This window comes from Ignavibacteriales bacterium, assembly GCA_016709765.1.
GTDB lineage: Bacteria > Bacteroidota > Ignavibacteria > Ignavibacteriales > Ignavibacteriaceae > IGN3.
This window is the reverse complement of sequence record JADJMD010000012.1, coordinates 833835-853841: the sequence shown is the minus strand read 5'-3', so window position 1 is coordinate 853841 and position 20007 is coordinate 833835. Positions and strand designations below refer to the sequence as shown.

Annotated in this window: 15 protein-coding genes and 7 pseudogenes; 3 read left to right on the top strand and 19 right to left on the bottom strand. The window is 33.1% G+C overall.

Annotation, left to right across the window (positions count from 1 at the left end; genetic code table 11):
• Positions 1–453: 453 nt before the first annotated feature.
• Both IPJ23_09745 and IPJ23_09740 read right to left on the bottom strand, forming a co-directional pair.
• Positions 454–671 (bottom strand): annotated as a pseudogene (locus IPJ23_09745) (serine hydrolase).
• A 472-nt stretch (positions 672–1143) separates the two neighbouring features.
• Positions 1144–1290 (bottom strand): serine hydrolase, encoded by a 147-nt coding sequence (locus IPJ23_09740; protein MBK7630959.1) that lies wholly within the window; start codon positions 1288–1290, stop codon positions 1144–1146.
• A gap of 416 nt (positions 1291–1706) precedes the next feature.
• On the opposite strand from IPJ23_09740, the pseudogene IPJ23_09735 reads away from it, so the two are divergent.
• A pseudogene (locus tag IPJ23_09735) lies at positions 1707–3199 on the top strand (aminotransferase class V-fold PLP-dependent enzyme).
• A gap of 2277 nt (positions 3200–5476) precedes the next feature.
• On the opposite strand, the gene IPJ23_09730 reads toward IPJ23_09735, so the two are convergent.
• From IPJ23_09730 to IPJ23_09720, 3 genes are all read right to left on the bottom strand, one after another.
• On the bottom strand, positions 5477–5665 hold the full coding sequence (locus IPJ23_09730) for an alpha/beta fold hydrolase (protein MBK7630958.1): 189 nt from the start codon (positions 5663–5665) through the stop codon (positions 5477–5479).
• A 1079-nt stretch (positions 5666–6744) separates the two neighbouring features.
• Positions 6745–6996, bottom strand: a complete 252-nt coding sequence (locus IPJ23_09725) for a hypothetical protein (GenBank protein ID MBK7630957.1) — start codon at positions 6994–6996, stop codon at positions 6745–6747.
• Positions 6956–7519 carry a hypothetical protein gene (locus IPJ23_09720; GenBank protein ID MBK7630956.1) on the bottom strand — a complete coding sequence of 188 codons (564 nt, stop codon included), beginning with the start codon at positions 7517–7519 and terminating at the stop codon, positions 6956–6958. Before IPJ23_09720 ends, IPJ23_09725 begins: the two co-directional genes overlap by 41 nt.
• Here IPJ23_09720 and IPJ23_09715 point away from each other — a divergent pair.
• Complete coding sequence (locus tag IPJ23_09715) at positions 7505–7717, top strand: hypothetical protein (GenBank protein MBK7630955.1); 213 nt, start codon at positions 7505–7507, stop codon at positions 7715–7717. The two genes, IPJ23_09720 and IPJ23_09715, sit on opposite strands and share 15 nt — an antisense overlap.
• A 52-nt stretch (positions 7718–7769) precedes the next feature.
• Here IPJ23_09715 and IPJ23_09710 read toward each other — a convergent pair whose 3' ends face one another.
• The 14 genes and pseudogenes from IPJ23_09710 to IPJ23_09645 all read right to left on the bottom strand — a co-directional run bounded on the left by IPJ23_09710 (position 7770) and on the right by IPJ23_09645 (position 17428).
• Positions 7770–8114: a hypothetical protein gene (locus IPJ23_09710; GenBank protein MBK7630954.1), complete on the bottom strand. Its 345-nt coding sequence runs from the start codon at positions 8112–8114 to the stop codon at positions 7770–7772.
• Between the two features lie 148 nt (positions 8115–8262).
• A complete protein-coding gene (locus tag IPJ23_09705) occupies positions 8263–8484 on the bottom strand; it encodes a hypothetical protein (GenBank protein MBK7630953.1) in 222 nt (73 codons plus the stop codon).
• A gap of 22 nt (positions 8485–8506) precedes the next feature.
• Positions 8507–10034, bottom strand: a pseudogene (locus IPJ23_09700) (AMP-binding protein).
• A pseudogene (locus IPJ23_09695) lies at positions 10027–11543 on the bottom strand (sodium:solute symporter). Before IPJ23_09695 ends, IPJ23_09700 begins: the two co-directional pseudogenes overlap by 8 nt.
• A gap of 17 nt (positions 11544–11560) precedes the next feature.
• Positions 11561–12552: pseudogene (locus IPJ23_09690) on the bottom strand (ketoacyl-ACP synthase III).
• Positions 12549–13290, bottom strand: a pseudogene (fabG, locus tag IPJ23_09685) (3-oxoacyl-ACP reductase FabG). Before fabG ends, IPJ23_09690 begins: the two co-directional pseudogenes overlap by 4 nt.
• A 34-nt stretch (positions 13291–13324) precedes the next feature.
• Positions 13325–13809 (bottom strand): annotated as a pseudogene (locus IPJ23_09680) (MarR family transcriptional regulator).
• Positions 13810–13945: 136 nt separating this feature from the next.
• The gene (locus IPJ23_09675; protein ID MBK7630952.1) at positions 13946–14695 is read right to left on the bottom strand and encodes a LytTR family transcriptional regulator DNA-binding domain-containing protein; all 750 of its coding nucleotides are present in this window, start codon (positions 14693–14695) and stop codon (positions 13946–13948) included.
• Between the two features lie 4 nt (positions 14696–14699).
• Positions 14700–14957, bottom strand: a complete 258-nt coding sequence (locus IPJ23_09670) for a GHKL domain-containing protein (protein ID MBK7630951.1) — start codon at positions 14955–14957, stop codon at positions 14700–14702.
• The gene (locus IPJ23_09665) at positions 14909–15172 is read right to left on the bottom strand and encodes a histidine kinase (protein ID MBK7630950.1); all 264 of its coding nucleotides are present in this window, start codon (positions 15170–15172) and stop codon (positions 14909–14911) included. Before IPJ23_09665 ends, IPJ23_09670 begins: the two co-directional genes overlap by 49 nt.
• Positions 15169–15759, bottom strand: coding sequence for a histidine kinase (locus tag IPJ23_09660; GenBank protein MBK7630949.1), 591 nt, complete (start codon positions 15757–15759; stop codon positions 15169–15171). Before IPJ23_09660 ends, IPJ23_09665 begins: the two co-directional genes overlap by 4 nt.
• A gap of 9 nt (positions 15760–15768) precedes the next feature.
• Positions 15769–16479 (bottom strand): hypothetical protein, encoded by a 711-nt coding sequence (locus IPJ23_09655; protein MBK7630948.1) that lies wholly within the window; start codon positions 16477–16479, stop codon positions 15769–15771.
• Positions 16480–16725: 246 nt separating this feature from the next.
• A complete protein-coding gene (locus IPJ23_09650; GenBank protein MBK7630947.1) occupies positions 16726–17193 on the bottom strand; it encodes a tetratricopeptide repeat protein in 468 nt (155 codons plus the stop codon).
• Positions 17150–17428 carry a hypothetical protein gene (locus IPJ23_09645; protein MBK7630946.1) on the bottom strand — a complete coding sequence of 93 codons (279 nt, stop codon included), beginning with the start codon at positions 17426–17428 and terminating at the stop codon, positions 17150–17152. The genes IPJ23_09650 and IPJ23_09645 overlap by 44 nt, the downstream gene beginning before the upstream one ends.
• Positions 17429–17753: 325 nt before the next feature.
• Between IPJ23_09645 and IPJ23_09640 the strand changes: the two genes are divergently transcribed.
• On the top strand, positions 17754–19979 hold the full coding sequence (locus IPJ23_09640) for an NADP-dependent isocitrate dehydrogenase (protein MBK7630945.1): 2226 nt from the start codon (positions 17754–17756) through the stop codon (positions 19977–19979).
• The last annotated feature ends 28 nt before the right edge of the window (positions 19980–20007 follow it).

The following is a 20007-nucleotide window of genomic DNA, read 5'->3' as shown; positions in this document are numbered from 1 at the left end:
TCCATTCTCAAAATTCGCGGGCAAACAAGCAAAGGAATGTTTGAACTTTTTGTAACTCTCGCTTTATCATTGATGCTGTTTCGTCAACATCACCGGTTGAGATTACACTTCCACCACAATACCATGAACCTGAACTAATTCTTTAGCAATTTAAATTTCTTTGAAGATTGTTTGAGAGTTTTAACAAACATGGCGGCGGCATAAATATTTGAGTGCACTTGTCATACAACGTCATTGATGCCAATGTTTTATCAACTCACTTTTTATCTTCATCGGTTAAATCAAAAATATTTGTTGATTTTGAAACCTTATTTTTAGAAATGTTTTATTCTCTTCTCTCAAAATGAATTTTTGCATCACTATTAATTGTTGGTAAAAATAAAACTAAGTAAATTGGAATACAATTAAACTTAAAAACCAAAAATTTGTTTTGGCAGATAAAACTATTCTTCATTAATTCTTTTCAAAACATTTAATAATTGTGTTATGAAGTTCCGCGTACTTTCCTAATTTACCATTTTCTCTTGGTTGATAAACACGATTAGTTAAAACACGACAAATAAATTACGTTCAGGATCAGCCCAAATAGAAGTGCCTGTAAAGCCTGTGTGACCAAAGGAATTTGAAGAAAAAGTAAAACTCTGATGATGAGCCAGTTTCAGATTTAGTATCCCAAACCAATTGCTCCTGAGCTTTCATTAGAATACTTTTTTGTAAAATACTCAACTGTGCTCTGCTGAATAAACTGTTTGTTACCCAACTTCTCTTTATTCATTAATACATCCATTAGTTTTGCAATATCATTAGCAGTTGAAAAATAACATCCCGTGGCCTGCTACTCCATTTAACATAGCCGAAGTTTCATCGTGAACTTCGCCCTGTAAAGTTTTCATTCTCCAATAATTAATTCATTTCGGTTGGCGCAGAATTTTTTACAGAATCAATTGGATTGTAAAATGTCGAGTTCATACTAAGCGGAATAAATATTTCATCTTTACAAAAAACATCTAAAGTTTTTTTCGGTTACTTTTTCAATAATTTTCCAAGTGTTATGATTCCTAAATCAGAATAAACTGTTTTTCTCCGAAGTTTTATATTCTTAACTCAGAGGAATAAATTTCCTTTAAAATCCTTCATTTGGAGTTAAATCTCTTTCGTAAAATTTTTCCACGCTGTTAATCCTGAATTATGAATCAGCAAATTTCCTATTGTTATATTTTCTTTTCCGTTAACGCCAAACTCAGGAATGTATTTTACAACCTTATCAATGAGCGAAACAGTTTCTATCACAACAAGGCATTGCCGCAGTTGCAGTGGCAACTACTTTTGAAAGCGAGGCTAAATCGTAAATTGTATTCTGCTGTAACCATTGGTGAAGTTTTTCATAAGTAAAATTTCCGAAAGGTTTTCATAAATAATCTTCCCATCTTTGTAAACTAATACAACTGCACTTCGGGAAAAGCTTTATCATCAATAGCTTTATTGATTACAGAGTCAACACCTTTAAATTAATATCGTTTTTTGTGGAAAATAGCTACTATTAGCCATTAATATTATCAAAATAATATTTTGTGGTAAACGTTTCATAAAATATTCCTAATGGTAAAAAGGCTGTTAAATTTAATTAAAAAGATTCACCGAAAAATCCAATGATTCCCTTGTTAAGCAAATTACTATATTTCGCATAAGAAAGAACAAGGTTTAGTATGAGTGAATTAGAAGAATATTTTTCACAATATCGAAAAACATCATCGGAATTTAAACATCATTTGAAACACCATTTGGCGCTAAAAAATTACACTTATGCCGATTGGGATTGCAAGCGGAAGATTGTATAAGCCTATTGAAGAAAAACTTTGCAAGACTTTTGGCCCACTTGTTGGCAACACACATTCTGGAGGCAAGTGTAACGGGCACAACAATGACTTTTGCATATCATGAAGCTCTTAAGTAAAATTATTAAAGAGCACGTTAATGCGTGACAAAGATGATATAATAATTGGAAGTTGGTTCCGGAATGACTACTGTTATTTGCAAATTCCAAAGGCTGCTTGGATTAAAAATTCCTGAACAACTAGGCGCGGATTATTTAAAACTTCCTGCAGAATTAAAAAGCCCGTTGTATCTATAACTTCATATGGAGCATCATTCAAATCAAACAAACATGGTTGGAGTACGATTGCGGATGTAATTGTAATCAATCCCAACGAAGCCGGTTTAGTTGATTTTAATGATTTTAAGAAAAAGTTAGATAAGTATAAAAACAGAATCTTAAAAATTGCGGCATTTACTTATCATTCAAACGTAACAGGAATAGAGCCTGGATTATTATCAACTGTCAAAAATGATTCATCAGTACGGTGGTTAATTCTTTTTATAGATTTTCATTGTTCTGCACCGTACGTTAAAATAGATATGCAATCCTTCTGATGTTGAAGCTAAACTTGATGCAGTTTATTTTTCACCTCATAAATTTTTAGGCGGACTGGGAACCTGAGCTCCAGTTTTTGATTCCAAACTTTATAAAAATAAAGTCCCTTGATTTACCTGGTGGCGGCACAGTTGATTGGACAAATCCCTGGGGACAACATAAATTTGTAGCAAACATAGAAGCCCGTGAAGACGGTGGGACCCTGCATTTCTTCAAACTATTAAAGCAGCACTTTGCATAAAGTTAAAAGAAAAATGGGTGTTGGATAAAATTAGAGCTAGGGAGGAAGAGTTCTGTAAAAGCTGTATTTAAAAGATTTAAAAAATTCCAACACTCCACATACTTGCTGAAAATATTGAACACAGACTTGGCGCAATTTCTTTATGTGGAAAATATCCACTACAACTTAATTGTAAAATTATTGAACGATCGTTTTGGTGTACAAGTTAGAGGCGGTTGTTCGTGCGCTGGAACCTATGGGCATTATTTACTTCACGTTGATCCAAATCATTCTAAAGTTATTACTGCCGATAAAATTGATCACGGTGATCTTTCCAGAAGCCCGAAAGGTAAGAATGTCGATTCATCCAACAAATGACTGATAAAGAACTAGATATTTTTTTTAGATGGTATGAAACAAATTGTTCATAATGCGGATGATTGGAGTAAAGATTATTTTATGATAAATCAAAGAATGAATATTTTCACAATCCATCAAACGGGTTAGAATTAGAAAGAATTAAAAGTTGGTTTAGTATTCAGCCATAAAAGGAAGCTTTACTTGATTGACTTTAATTAAAAAAATGTTAAACTATCAATGGAAACATTCTGCAAATAGTGCTTTAACTAAACAAATACTCGTTACCCAAAAAATAAAAGTGGAAGGACGGTGTATTATGTTAACAATAGGTTCTTACGAAAAATGTAAGCAATACATTAAGCCATTCCTCAGATTCTGAACTTAAAAAGAAATCTTTCCTTAGACATAATATCTCGCCAGACAGGTTCTGGCTCATACGAAGTTTCTGAAAAACTAATTAGTAGTTTTACAGCCAAGAACAAAGGATTCAGATAATCCATGGACGTATTTTTAATAAAGAACTGCTGAATAAAGTAATTGAAGAATTTCAACTACCAAAAGTTTTTGCCAACTATATTACCGTTGAAGACAAATACAGTCATATTTCTGATGCGGTAAATGAATTACTTGGTGTTAAACCTTCAGAATGGACGATCATTCATAAAACAATAGAAATAATTTTGCAACTTGCAAAATTTGGAAAGACAATAATAGTTGGTAGGGTAGTGCAATTATAATATCAAAATTCGCTGAACTGTTTTTTACATAAGATTGGTTGCTCCACTTGAACAACGGTTAAAACACGTTCAGGAAGTTTTTAATTATTCTAAGCCAAACGCGATGGAATATATTAAAAGAGAAAGAGATGAGAATAGAAAAAGTATTTTAAAGTCACATTTTTCCGTGAACCTGATGATGCCACAATTTATCATTTAGTATCATCAAGCAGTATGTTAAGTTATTTAGAGTGTTGCAGATGTAATTGCGCAAGCTGTGATCAAAAATATTCAGAAAGTTTTAATTAATTTCTAATTTTATTTGTAACTCTAAAATTTATTTTATGAATGGAGATAAAGCTGATAACAAATTCTTCTGGCTTTTCATACTGCAAAAAATGTCCGCAATCATTTAATAGTAAAAGTTTGTTGTCTTTATTTGTGATGATCCAATTAAAGCAATTTCCTCTGTCGTTGTTTGATGTATTGATTTACTTGGAATAAAGCAAATCATTTTTCCAAATAATACTAATGTGGGAATATTAATTTTATTTAAACGATCAAAAACAGGAGCATTTAATAATCCAAATACGAATTTGACACTACAGAACAGTGATTAAAAATTCTCATCATCTTTAATTGCTATTCTGTCTGAAATCATTTCTTCTGCTTCTCTACTGGCATCTAAAAAATTCATTTGATAATTTAATCTTTACCTGATTATCTGAAGTTTTGAATAACAAAATCTCAGGTGAAATGATCTTCTTTAATAATTCGATTTCATCACTATTAAAAGTTTCAAAAATCTCCGCCGGTGCAAACTACAGAATAAGCCTTTAATTTCCTTATCTTGGAAACGAAATAACATATGAAGCAAGCGATTTGCCCACCCATAGAATGACCGACAAGAGAAACATTTTTTAATCGGAGTTTTGAAATGAATTCTTTAAGCATTTCTGTGTAAAACTAATCCTTACCGGAATGAACTTGTTTACTCGATTTTCCATACCCAGGCAAATCCAAAGCAATACATCTGAAATGTTTTTTTAATTCAGAATATTTCTATCCCCACGCTTTAAATAACTACCGAGTCCGTGAATAAAAAGTAGAATATTTTCAGAATTACCTTCATCGATATAGGCGATTTCGTAATCTTTACTTTTATAAATTTTTCAGAGTAAGGATATTTGATTTGGATAGAATACAAAATTCATATCTGTAAGTATGCTTCCTTAATTCAAAGGTAGCTATCTGCAAATGTAAACTATTTCGTAGAAAATCTAAAACTGTCTTTGTTAAATTCATCAGGTTTTTCGATTTGTAACTATGACCTGCTTCATCTAACTCAACAAGTTTAACGTCTTTGATATCTTCAGCACCTTTTCAAAAACATCAGATGTAAAAACCGGGATTTAAATATGGATTAGGAATCAATCCATCATACTTTCCATAAATCACCAATGTTGGAGTCTTGATTAAACTAAGTTTATCGAATGTTGGTTCATCTAGCATTCCATTTTACACAACGTACAACGGGGGCAGAACTCATCAAAATCCGGGATGCTTTTCTTATTCGAACTCTTTCCTCTACCATCCACTCCCATTTGTCACCTCCCAACTGTAGAAACTTATTGATAAATTTTCTAATTCCTTTATTGGTTGTGATTTACACCTTAATTGCTCAATACTTCTTAACCAATCACTTTCGCCTCTCTGGAATTCTTCATTAACCCAGAGGTGATGCAAGAATTAATTTATCAGTAAAGTTGGATATTTTCTCGCAAGTTTAATTCCAATTTGCCCACCCATAGAATGACCAACATAAACAACATTTTTAAGTTTTAACTCATCAATGATTTTAATTTGATCTATAGAATGACATTTGAATAAGAATAATCTCCCTTTTCTGATTTTCCGTAACCTGGAAGATCTCCCAATTACTCTATAGTATTATGCAAGTTCAGGAATGTTATATCTCCAAAATCCTGCATTACTGCAAGTCCATGAACAAGTATAATAGTTTTACTCCATTGCCTTGATCGATGTAAGATATTTAGGATTATTTAATACAGTTTTTTATTTGATAACCGTAATCAATATCAGAAAACTCTAACGCTGGTTTATCCCAACAAGATATCCACCCGAGCATCCTACTAATAAAAGCATACTGAACATACTGATTGGATGCAAAGATTTTTTCATATACGCCTCCTCTTAAAAAACATTATCCAGCTAAGTTGCAAAACGCCACATCGATGTCTTTAGGGCGAGAATTTGAGTAAGTGTCTGAAGGTGCATTAAAAAATCACCAAGCGCACAGTAAATAGCACTAACACCAAGTGTTAAGAAAACTTTCTCGATGTATTTAAATTCAACATTAACCTCAGTACCTTATATGAATCACCACCCCCAGGGGTTACGGTTTGATAAAGCTGAGGCTATACCCAGTTTACCACGAATTTATTTTGGAATAAAGTTCTTATATAAATTTAAGAAAGCAGCTGTAACTCCAAGACCCATGTTAGAAATATCATGAACAACAGAATAATATCTATTAACAACTTGGGCATCAGGGAAAAGTATTAGCGCTCTATGAGAACTATATATATTTCCAACAGGTGAACCATATACATTTCCAGTTATTACACTTGTTATTTTCCCGTCGCTACACCGTCTATCATCTCCTGAGGGTGTATAAAAGCTTCGAGTGAAATTTTGTCGTTTGCAGTCTGTCCATACTTATAACTTGCACTAAAATTGGCGGTTACACCAAAACATCCGCAGCTTTATTAATTGATGTACCTACCGTATCAATTATACCAACATTAGCTATAACGAACGCATCAGCCCAAATTCTTCCGGCAAGAAAATCTCTGTTATAAGCAGCTCTGCCGCCAATCCATCCAAGATCAGCCTGATATTTTTGATTAGTTCCGGCAAATCTAATTTAGTAGCCCCATTATAATCTGCCAGTGCTTGTTAATCCCTGGCCAAGCACTGAAATACCGCCCGCATTTTTACCCCCTATCCCAAACGTACCATAAGCTGCCACCAACTTCTAACAAAGGCTGTACTCTTGATTCAACATCAAACATCCACAGAGTCACATCATCGTCTTTGCTTATTTCATTTTCCCACAATTGGAAATAACTAAATCTACTTTTTGTAACCGGCGATAGATCGTAAAACAAACTTGCACCAACTGCTTGAGTGCCCCAGAAGGAAAGTTTACATCCGCTGGTTTGCGCAGTTTGAAGTGTGTTTAACATTAGGATCACGAACGTTATCAAACAAACGCTGCATCCTTAAAACAACATTCCAATCAGAATTTTCAGGTCTTAAATCCACATTTGCAAGTAATGTTTGCAAGTTTACCTGGCCACCATTAATTGCACCGCCACGATTGTTTCCTACACCATAAGCCTGATCGCCCCAGGTATAATCAATCTTAAATAATCCCCTGAATGTAGCAAAACCATCTAATATAGAAGGTTTGTAAACAAAGTAAGGAACAAATCTTTGTTCTGCATAAACGGATGTTTGAGGAATTGTGTTGGTAGAATTTTGACCGAATAATCTTCCAATTACTTGTCCCTGCAAAATATCATTTGTGGGAGTAACATTTGAACCTGTTGCTCTTGTAAAGGAGTAGCCTATAAATTGAAATTCTTTTGGTGCAGGATCTTTTAGTCTATTATCATCCTGAGCAAAAAGACTTCCGATCAATAGAAATAACACAAACTGAAATAGTAAAATGTTTTCATTGGTTAACCTCCAATGATTAATAGTCATAAAAAAGACGGCGGAATAGTCCGCCGTCAGGTAAAAATTTTATTGATAAATAAATGTTTGGATCCACATTATTCTAATGGTGAACCATTGTACTTTGTACTTCCAAATCCCTCTGATGCTGTTGGAGCTGAAAATCCTGCTATAGCCGGATTGGTCTGGATTACTTCATATTTAAGATCATTCGTTGTAACACGGTAAATTCCTGTTGATGTTACAGAGGTAGGAACTGTTTGATTTAAAGTAATATTTCTTATTGAAGTATTTGAATTAGCAGTTGTAGAATATGTACCAGGTATGTAACGGTAGCGTTACTGCTGTCAGTTGCCACTACAGTATAAGTATTATTTGCATTAAATGTGGCAGTTATGTTTTTAGTCTTCAAAGTTAACTTGAGACCAAGAGCGACATTATTACCATCTGATAACCAGTTTCCTAATAATAGCTCAATAGTTGGATTAGTTGGTTCAAATCCCTGAATATAAGTCGCTCCTAATGGCGTGCCTAAATATTTGGTGCTTCCAAATCCTTCTGAAGCAACTGGGGCCGTAAAGCCTGTGATTGCGGGAGTAGTTTGGATAACCTCATACTTCATCATTCCCTTGGAATCAACTTGATAAATTCCTGTGATGTAACAGAAGTTGGAACTGTTTGATTTAAAGTAATTGAGCGAATAGTTGTCCCGGTATTTTCCGATACAGAATATGATCCTGAATAAGTTACTTGAGCACCAGTGCTATCTGTTGCTATGACAGTATATGTATTATTAAATTAAAAGTGGCTGTAATTTTTACGTCTTTAAAAAGTGTAACCAATCCAGGGGCAACACCAGCACCTTCTGATATCCAGGTATTAACAATTACATCATCAGCAGGTGGTGTAACGATAGGATTGTCTTCACTTTTACTGCAACCAAAGTATAAAAACGTTAGGCTAGCAAACAGGAATAAAACTAGTAAGTTTTTCATAAGAACTCCTTTTTTATTGAATTTAATTATTATTTAATGAATCTAAGTGTCTTTGAATTAATTTCTTTTTATCAATTTTTCCCGCTTCGGTTTTAGGAAGCTCATCAATAAACTCTATATGTTTTGGAATTTTATACTTTGCAAGATTTCCTTGCAGTATTCTAATATTTCATTTTGTGAAGCAGTACAATTTTCTTTTAGAACAACATAAGCTTTACCTACTTCACCCCATTTTTGATCTTCAACACCAATAACTGCAACTTCTTTTATTTTATCATTTGTATATAGATAGGGATTCAATCTCAGCCGGAAAAACATTTTCACCCCCGCTTATGTACATATTCTTTTTACGATCAACTACATAGAAATAATTTTCTGCGTCACGTTTTACTAAATCACCTGTATGAAACCAGCCATCTGTTATCGACTTATTTGTCTCTTTTTCATTTTTCCAGTAGCCCGGCGTAACAACTGGAGATTTTAACCATAGCTCGCCAACTTCGTTTTTAGTACATTCACCTCCATCTTCTTTTACAATTTTTGTCTCGATATAGAAATTTGGAAACCCGATTGATCCTTTTTTTCTAATTGCATCATCCTGATGAAGAGAAAAACAATTCGGGCCGACTTCTGTTAAACCAAAACCCTGTCTTATATAAATACCTTTTTTTATGCCATATGTTGATTAGTGGGATTGGCATTGGGGCTCCACCAACAATTGCATATCTAACTTTAGACAAATCAACTTTTTTAAAGTAAGGTGAATCAGACATCATTTGTAACATTGTTGGAACACCAAAGAGCAATGTTGTTTTTTCTTGTTCCATCAATTGTAAAATCAAATCAGCATCAAATTGTGTTAACAATGTATGCGATGCGCCGTGATGAAGAAAGGGGGTAAATAATACATTCCAACCGCCTGTGTGAAAAAAAGGTGCAAAACTCTGTGTGTGATCACTTGAGTGAAGATCAAGTCGTAATCCTGTATTGATGGAATTCCAGAATAACATTTTATGTGTTATAATAACACCTTTTGAAAGACCCGTTGTTCCAGCAGTGTAAAGAATCATCACTGAATCATTTTCAGTTAATATTTCTTTTGAGACAAAATCTGACTTAACATTATTTTCTAATAAAAATCTTGTGATTTCATTTAAAGAATGGACGACATTTATTTTTTTAAGTGAAGAAAGTTTCGGTATGTGATCTATAAACTCTTCATCGTAAAAAAATAATTTTGGTTTCATCGTTAATTAAAGAATCAAGTTCACGAGGTATCAATCTAAAATTTAATGGAACGAGCAATGCACCAATTTTAATGCAAGCTAGAAATAGAATTGCTATGCTCAGATTTATTCTTAGAATAAATTGCAATGCGATCACCCTTTTTAATTTTTGTATTGATCAAGTAAATATTCTGCTAATGCATTTGTTCTTAAGTTGAAATCAAGAAAATTCCATTGAACATCCCGTTGATGTTCACGAAGGAACATTTTATTTGGTGTGTACTTTGCCCAATTAGCAAGCCAGTCAATTTGAAAATTATTCATCAGTTTTTCTCCTGGTAAAGAAATAAACTAATCCTCCAACAAGTAGTGATGCAGAAATTGCCATTGCAGCAGAGACACCAGGATTTTGTCCCGTTGCAATGCTAAACGGAACCTTAATGTTTCCATAGAAAAAACTAAAATGAACAACAATTGCAACTAATGAGGCTGTAATAACTGCAGCCTTTGAAGTGTCTTTTAAAAACATCCCAAATAAAATTGGAACAAACGCCGCTGAGAAATAAGCGTATACACCATTCTGTGCAAAGATGCCAACACTTAAATTAGGATTAACTAATTGATCATATGAAAGAAATATTGAGATAATAGCAATAAATATAATTACAATTCTGTTTGTTAAAATAGTTGCGGCGGAGTTCTTCCTGTCATCATTTGGAAAATATTTTCCAAATAACGGTTTTATGATGTCAGCCGTAATGGAAGTTGAAACAGATTGAATCAGTCCTTCCAGAGTTGATATACCTGCAGAGATTAATCCCATCACAACTATTAAACCAATGTAAACAGGAAATTCTCTAACCACATAAGCCGATACAATACCGTCTAATTTTAATGGTGCTCCATTAATTATTAAATCCGGAAAATCAATCCTTGCATAAAGTCCCACAATCACAACCAGAAAGAATAGCATTTGTGTAATTATTCCTGTTGTTAAATATCTATTTACATCCTTATCAGTTTTTAATAGAAGTGATTTAGTAATTATATGAGGCTGACAAACAATTGCAACTCCAATTACAATTTGAGCGAAAATTATTTCGAAATAATCCCGAAATAAAAAACTACTTTCATTTGTAATTTGAACAAGTTTGGGATCAATGCTTGCAAGCTTATCTAAAAAACCATAGATGCCATTTGAAAAATGGTGATAACCTGACCCAAGCAATATAAACGCAACAATAATCATAATTACTGCTTGTACTGTGTTAGTGTACACCATTGAGTTCGCGCCACCAAACATCATGTAACCAAAGATGAAAACAACTAATCCTATTAGAATAGAAAGTTCACTTACATTTAAAGTTTTGGATAAAACTTTTGTTAATCCAACACATATCAAAACAATAAAAGTGATTAATAGAAGTGTAAGAAATGCAAAGAATAAGGAATAGCCTCTGCTCTTATATCTTGTTCCCATCCACTGAGCCATAGTTAGAGCTTTTACGCTACTGCCTATGTTTACGGAATCCTTTAGTAAGTAAAACCAATGATACCATTGCTGCAATAGGCATAACAATTGCGTAAGAAATAACTCCGCTAATTCCATAAAATGCAATGAACCCTGGATTTATTATAAATGTAGCAGCGCTCGTCATCGAAGCTGCCAAAGCTAGGCCTACAGCAATCGGGGAGAATGCAACATTGCCAACCGCATAATCACTTATGTTTTTTATTTTTAAGTGCACCGCGAATTACAAAAAATAAAATCACTGCGCTGTAAGCGATTACGAGAATCCAACCAGCAAATACAAGTTCTTTTTGAAGCGATATCCATAACTTATTATTTATTACATTTTAAAAATTGATAAAGCAAATACTAATCCGCCACCGGAACCAATGAACAAAACTAAATCTCCTTTTTTAATCAATCCTTTTTTATTAGCATCATCAAAAGCCATAGGTATGCAAGCAGAGCCAGTATACGCATACTTTTCCATAATAGTATGGCCTTTTTTCCTTTCAACTTCAAGATTATCAAGAGTTTCCCAAATAGAATTAATATTTATCTGAGTGATGAAGTAATGATCTATATCATCTGGTTTTATTTTTAGTTCATTACAGGCTTCTTTAATCATTCGTGTCCATGTAATTGGATTAGTTTCTTTCGGGAATTTTTTGACAAACTTTAGTAAATGATCTTTATTCTCTAAAACTTTTTGTGTGACAGGCTGATGTGTACCACCGGCGTAAATACCCATCCAATCACAATATTGTCCTTCAGTATAAAGTTTACTTGTAAGAAATCCTTCCTTTCCATTTTCAATTGATGTAAGTAGAACTCCTGCAGCTCCATCAGCGAAAAGAGTTACTGTTTTTTTATCCTGCAGATTTAAATATTTACTCATCGCATAAGCACCAATAACCAAAACTTTGTTATACTTTTTGTCCGATATAATATATTTTGAAGCTATATCAAGCGTGGTTACAAATCCAGCACAAGCGGTATTTACATCGAACGTTCCAGATTTAATAGCTCTAATCGATATTGTACAACAGAAGCAGTTGAAGGTGAAATATACTCAGGAGTATCCGTTGCAATAATAATTAAATCAAGTTCATCTGCTTTTATTTTTGCATTATCTAAAATTATTTTCGCGGCTTCAACACACAAATCAGCGGTAGATTGATTATCATTGCACCATCTTCGTTCCTTTATTGTAAGATTTTCACGAAGCCAGGTATCTACATCTTCACCCAGTAATTCATTAAAGAAAGAGTTTGGTAATACTCTGTCAGGCACATACATTCCGGATGAAACTATTTGAGCATTTCTTATCATAAAACCAATCCACCATCAACACTTAACACCGTACCGGTAATATATTTTGCTTCATCGCTTACTAAAAATAAATATGCATTCGCAATGTCCTCCGGATTACCAAGTTTACCAAGTGGAGTTTTTTCTTTCAACATATCAATAACTTTTTCAGGAACAGTCTCAACCATTTCTGTTGCTATAAATCCCGGTGCAACGGCGTTAACATTAATTCCTTTTCTGCCAAGCTCGCGAGCCCAAACTTTTGTCATCCCAATTATTCCTGATTTTGTTGCCACATAATTTGTCTGTCCAAAATTACCATATAAACCAACAACGGATGAAGTGTTAACAATTTTACCTGATTTATTTTCAACCATAATTGGTGCTACAGCCTTTGTACAATTAAAAACGCCGGTTAAGTTTACATCAATTACTTGCTTCCATTGGTCCGGAGTCATTTTAAAAGGGAAGCGTCACGGGTTATTCCCGCATTGTTAATTAGGATATCAATCTTTTATGTTTTGAAACTATTTCGTTTACCGCCGTGGTGACAGAATCCAAACTTGTAACATCAACTTTTTGGAATTCAATATTTTCACTTATTTCTTTTAATTCATTTATTGTGGAAAAAGCTTTTATTTCATTTACGTCCCAAATGATTATGATTGCACCTTCTTGGGCAAAACTTTTAACGGTAGCTTTCCCAATACCCTGAGCACCGCCGGTAATAATAGCAACTTTATTTTCTAATCTTTTCATTTTACTTTCCTTAGTTTTTAACGTTTGAAAATTTTCAAACGATGAATCTAAATATTTTTATTTCTACTTGTATATTTTTTTTTCTTTCTTTTGCCCATGCAGTAAGAAAGTTATTGTAATGCGTTTCCATTAGTAAATAAAACTTTCCATCTCTTCCATTCTTTTATCAACAGGAAGCAGGGAATTATTTTTGGCAGTTTTTACTTTCTCTTTTAACTGTTTGGCTATTCTTGTGTTGTTTTTGATCAACTCTAAATTATTTCTAAATGCATGTTCAAAGACTTCCGGTTCAACTTCGTAAAAATCTTTTCTGTTGTTACTTGGCATCCAAACTTTGCGGATTAGATGTTTATCTCTTAATCTTCTAACGATCTGGCTAATAGGTCCTTTGCTTCGTCCAAGTTGTTTTGTTATTTCATCAAGTGATAGTGGTTCAGGCGAGAAGAGCAGGAGAGCGATTATATGCCCCATTAGTTTACTTAAACCAAATGCTTTGTAAGCTTCACCGAAACGTTGGATAAGTTCTTTTTGATCTTTTCTTCAGTTGTCATTTAGATTTTAACTTTTGAAATATTTCAAACGTTAAAAACTTAAACCGAATTTTATTTAAAGTCAAGGAGTATTTTCTAATTAAGGAGATTTGAATAAAGTAAAATTAAAGCGTGGATTTTAATTTTGTTAATCCAGTTTTGCTTACAGGCAATTCTTTACCATTCTTTAAGACCAAGCGGTAAGATTCTGTATCGGTTTGTTCAAGATGTTGCAGAAAATCTAAATTAATAATGTATGATCTATGAATTCTTACAAATTGATTTTCATTAAGATGATTTTCAAAATATTTCATTGTCTTTTGTTTTAAAAATCTACCTTTTTCGGAATTTATCAAAACATAATCATCCTGTGCTTCAATCCATTTTACTTCTTCAACTGGAATAATAGTGATCTTTCCAGCATCTTTAATCACTACGCGTTCTAAAAACTCAATCTTTTCATCACGCTGTTTAATAATATTTTGGATTGCGGAATTTTGTTGAAATCTATCACCAAGTTGAGCGATTGCCTTTTGCAATGCACTTGTAAATCTCTCTTCCGAAAATGGTTTTAAGAGATAATCAACAGCGCTAACCTCAAAAGCTTTTATCGCAAAATGATCGTATGCAGTTGTAAAAATAATTATAGGTGGATCTTCAAGAAGTTCTAGCATTTCAAATCCGTTTAATTTCGGCATTTGAATATCAAGAAAAATAAGATCAGGTTTTAGCTCGTTAATTTTTTTTATAGCATCAAATCCGTTTGAGCACTCATCAAGAATCTCAACATCATCCCTGTTAGCTAAATAATTTTTGGTAATTTGTCTAGCAAGTGATTCATCATCAACGATAATTATCTTTATTTTATTTACCATAGTCCTAAACTAATTCTTTTTGTAAAGGTATATAGATATTCACTGTAAATTTACCATTCTCTTTTTTAATTTCCATAAGATTATCCTGTTGATAAATTAATGATAATCTTTCTTTAATATTCTTCAATCCAACACCAGCACCCTTTTTGTGGGATTCACCTTCAAAGTTATTGCAAAGTGTAATCTTTAAAAAATCATCTTGCTTTGTACAAGTTAGTTTAATTGTAACCGTATCAAGTGTTTCATAAACAGCGTGTTTAATGGCGTTTTCAAAAGCGGCTGCAGAATCATGCTGGGTATCTCTGTTTTACCGCATTCTTCCTGTAGTTCTTCAACGTAAATAAACTTATCATCAAATCTTATCTTTTCAATATCAAGATACAATTTAATATTTTTTAATTCTTCGTTAAGTGAGTTCTTTTGTCGATCATTGTTGGCAAGTGTGTATCGTAAAAAATCCGCGAGCTTAATTATCATTTGCTTTGCTTTTTTGGATCAATCTCAGTTAAAGCGCTAATTGAATTTAAACTATTAAAAATAAAGTGTGGATTGATCTGAAATTTTAATGACCGCAATTCTGCTTCGGTAACAAGATTTTTTAATTCAGTTTCTTTTAAAACTCTTTCTTGAAATCCAGAATAATAAATTACAATGTAATAAAATGCAGTTAATAGAAAATAATAAAGAATTCCAATAATAAATCTTGATTTAATTGTCTTTACAAAAAAATCGCCAAACATTTCTGTATCGTTAATTATACTTATGGTAGCAAAATATCCTAATGCAAGCCACACGATAGAAATAAGTAATCCACCACCAAAGTGGGTAAGTATAACTTTTGTTATTTGATTGTGTTCGATGGAAAGATAAACAGAAGAATACCAAAAGCTTAAACCTAGTGCTGCAATTAAAAGATTGAAGACAACTGCATCCACAACTGAGATAGTAAAAGTAATTTTGCCTTCAAACGTAATAAGATTTACATACAGAACTGCAATTGCTATAACAAACAACAAGTATAGTAGAATGCTTTTAGGATTTTTTAATATCGGGTTAATAGACATAATTGAAAATTACAAATATGTTTTCAATTCGCCGCCACCAAATACAACTAATCCTTTGACAATTAATGTTCTGCTCGTATCAACAATACGGCTTGGATCTTTTATACTTTTATTTGAAAAACCACCAAAGATCGAAGTTACATTCATAATAACATTCCAATCTGGAGGAACAACGATTGTAGTACCGCCAAAAACTGCAAGAATGTCAATTGAGCTTGTACCTTCAGCAAGTTTAGAACCCTTTAGGATTATTTCCGATCCGCCAAAAACCGCCGTAATATTACCACCGCGAAAACTATCCGAAGTAACTATTTTTGTTCCGCCTCCAAAGATTGCAACATCATCAATAACATCCTTTGTAATTTGCCCAAGTTCATTAGTCTCTTCAGACTTCTTTCTTTGGTTTAGAATTATATAACTACCAATTGCAATTAAAAATATTGCAAGTACAACTGATCCATCATAATCTATTGTAGGAAAAATTCTGGGAAGAATAAAAACAAATCCAAGCCCTGCAAGAATTCCGCCTAACATTTTTCTTGAAGTATTTAGCGTCAGATACATTCCGATCACGATAAAAAAGAAAGGCCAGGAAAAGATTACTCTGCCAAAATTAAAATTAAAAATGTCTAAAGAATTAAGAAAAAATAATCCACCTAATCCAATTAGTATGCTGCCTAGCAATACTCTTTTATCAACCGAGTTTTTATTTTCTTCCATTTTTCTACTCCTTAAAAAGATATACCGTTTTCTGGCGGAAAAGTAATACAAAGTTAACAATGCGGAAAGTAAAAATCGGCGAATTGATAATATTTATCGGTAAACGGCTATTATTAGCTTATTGATGATATAGTCCTAAATTTAATTGGTTAATGGATTAAGTGATTTCTAATTATAATAAAGAGAATTAGTAATAAAATACTTTTATTTTTCTGTTAAAATTATTAAAAATCTTATCCCAAAAGATCAACGAGAAAAATATTTTTTCATTAATTGTTGTGCTTTCTGGTTTCCTAAATCAGCGGCAATTTGAAAATCCACAATAGCCCCATCAATATTATCAATGGTTATTTCAGTTAAACCTAGATAATAATAACTATCTGCATAACTTTTATTAATTTTTATGGATTTTTGATAATCCTTTATTGCTCTATCGAATAGTTCTAATCCGTGATAAGCTCTTCCTCTGTAACAATAATATTCATAATTAAGCGGATCATCTTCTATTAAAATATTAAAGCATTTTATTGCCTGATTATATATTTCACAATCAAGATTCCTTATCCCAAGTTCATAAACTTCAGAAAGTGAAAGATCTTCTAATCTTGGTGGAGTGTCTATTATCGGGCCTAGAGGTGGATCAAATATTGGACGTTCAGGACCTGGATAATCAATAGTAGGATTTGGATTCCAGACTTCTACAATTTCTACGATAACGGGTTCCGGTGGTGGATAACATTGCGGTAGATTTTCTTTTTTCTCTTATCGGTTGTTCAATTGGCTGGCGCTTTTGTTCTGGATTACGGATTGGATTTTGAACTGGATTTCGATCATCTAGTCTATCAATTCTATCACCTGGTGGAGTTCTTTCATTACCTGGATTACGTTGAGCAATAGATTTAAAACTTATTATTAAGCTAATGGCAAGTAATATCAATAAGGTTTTCATGACTCTCTCTCCTGATATAATTAAAAATATGGGACCCATAATTATGCCAAAGAGTTAATAAAAAAGGGACTATCACAAAAGTACTATTCTGTTCGTTACGGCAAATTATTTTAGATTCTTAAAGCTCAATTTTGTAAAAATATATATGTTCTTGAAGCTATTTCAGATCTACATAATAATACTGTAAAAACAGTCGATTATTGTTTTTATATTATTACATTATCAGAGTACCAAATCATACCTTCAATTATTATTTAATATTGAGTATTTTAACGTCAAATAAAATCAAAATTAAATTTTTATAAACTTAAGAGAGTGAGAAATAATGGGATCCAAAATAATCTGGACAAAAATTGATGAAGCACCAGCTTTAGCAACTTACTGTTTACTTCCTATCGTAAAATCATTTGCCAAAGGAACAGGAATCGATATTGAATTAAAAGATATTTCTCTTGCGGGCAGAATTATTGCAAATTTTCCTGATAATCTAACTGATGAACAAAAAATTCCTGATTTTCTATATGAATTGGGTGAAGTTGCAAAAACTCCTGACGCAAACATTATAAAGCTTCCCAACATCAGCGCATCAATTCCACAGCTCCAATCGGCTATAAAAGAATTGCAGGATAAGGGATATAAAATTCCAGATTATCCCGAAGAACCAAAAAATGATGAAGAGAAAAAGTTAAAAGAAAGATTTGCAAAGGTTCTTGGCTCTGCTGTAAATCCGGTTTTAAGAGAGGGAAATTCTGATCGAAGAGCCGCAACATCGGTTAAAAAGTTTGCACAGAAACATCCTCACAAAATGATGAAACCCTGGCCGGAATCAGGATCAAAATCTCGTGTTGCGTTTATGTCTGAAAAAGATTTTTATGGTAATGAAAAATCACTAACACTAAATGCGGATGACGTTGTTAAAATTGAATATGTTGATACAAAAGGAGCCGTTACTGTTCTAAAAGAAAAACTAAATCTGCTTAAAGGTGAAGTGATCGACTCTACAGTTATGAATGTTAAAGAGTTGAGAAAATTCTATGCAGAACAAATAGAAGAAGCAAAAAAAGATAACGTACTTCTGTCGTTACATCTTAAAGCAACAATGATGAAAATTTCTGATCCAATAATGTTTGGACATGCTGTATCGATTTACTTTAAAGATGCTCTTGATAAACATTCTGACGCGCTTAGAGAGATCGGTGCTAATGTTAACAATGGTCTTATGAATGTACTTGAAAAATTAAAAAAACTTCCGGAAGCTAAAAGAACAGAAATAGAAGCTGATATAAATAAAGTATATGAATATCAGCCCCAGCTTGCAATGGTTGATTCAAGAATAGGAAAAACGAATCTGCATGTTCCAAATGATGTAATAGTTGATGCATCAATGCCAAATGTTGTACGTGATGGCGGCAGAATGTGGAATCGGAAGGATGAATTGCAAGACTGTATTGCTATGATTCCGGACCGTTCTTATGCAACGATTTACAATGAAATTATGGAAGATGCTAAGGTGAATGGTCAGTTCAATCCAGCAACAATGGGTGCGGTATCAAATGTTGGTTTGATGGCCCAGAAGGCAGAGGAATATGGCTCACACGATAAAACTTTTGAAGCAAAAGGAAATGGAATTGTTCGTGTTGTAAATTCTAATGGTACAACTCTACTGGATCAGAAAGTTGAATTAGGTGATATTTTTAGAATGTGCCAGGCTAAAGATGAGCCGATTAAAGATTGGATAAAACTGGCTGTAAAAAGAGCAAAAGCTTCTTCTTCTCCGGCAATTTTTTGGCTTGATAAAAACAGGGCGCACGATCGAGAAATAATAGCAAAGATTAATAAGTATCTGCCGGAACACGATACAAATGGACTTGAAATTAAAATCCTTAAACCGGTTGATGCAATGAAATATACTCTTGAAAGAGTAAGGAGAGGATTGAATACGATTTCGGTAACTGGTAATGTACTTCGTGATTATCTGACTGATTTATTCCCGATACTTGAGTTGGGCACAAGTGCAAGAATGCTTTCAATCGTTCCGTTATTAAATGGTGGCGGATTATTTGAAACGGGAGCGGGTGGTTCGGCACCAAAACATGTTGAACAGTTTTTAAAAGAAAATCATTTAAGATGGGATTCACTGGGTGAATATTGCGCACTTGTTCCTTCTTTAGAAATGATTGCTGATAAAACAGGAAATGCAAAGGCTGCACTTTTAGCGGAAACACTTGATGTTGCAATCGGAAAATATTTAGAGAACTCTCGTTACCCATCCAGAAAAGCCGGAGAGATTGATAACCGTGGAAGCTCATTCTATCTTGCATTTTATTGGGCAGAAGCATTAGCAGAACAAAATAAAGATGCTGAACTCAAAACTCGATTTGCTAAGATGGAAAAGGAAATCAAAACAAACGAAGAATCAATTGTAAAAGATTTGATTTCTGTACAAGGAAAACCTGTAGATGTTGGCGGATATTATTTCCCGGATGATAAGAAAGCTTCTGCAGCTATGCGCCCAAGCTTAACCTTTAATAAAATTGTTGATGAGATATAGTTTTAAATCATGATCATTAACACTGGTT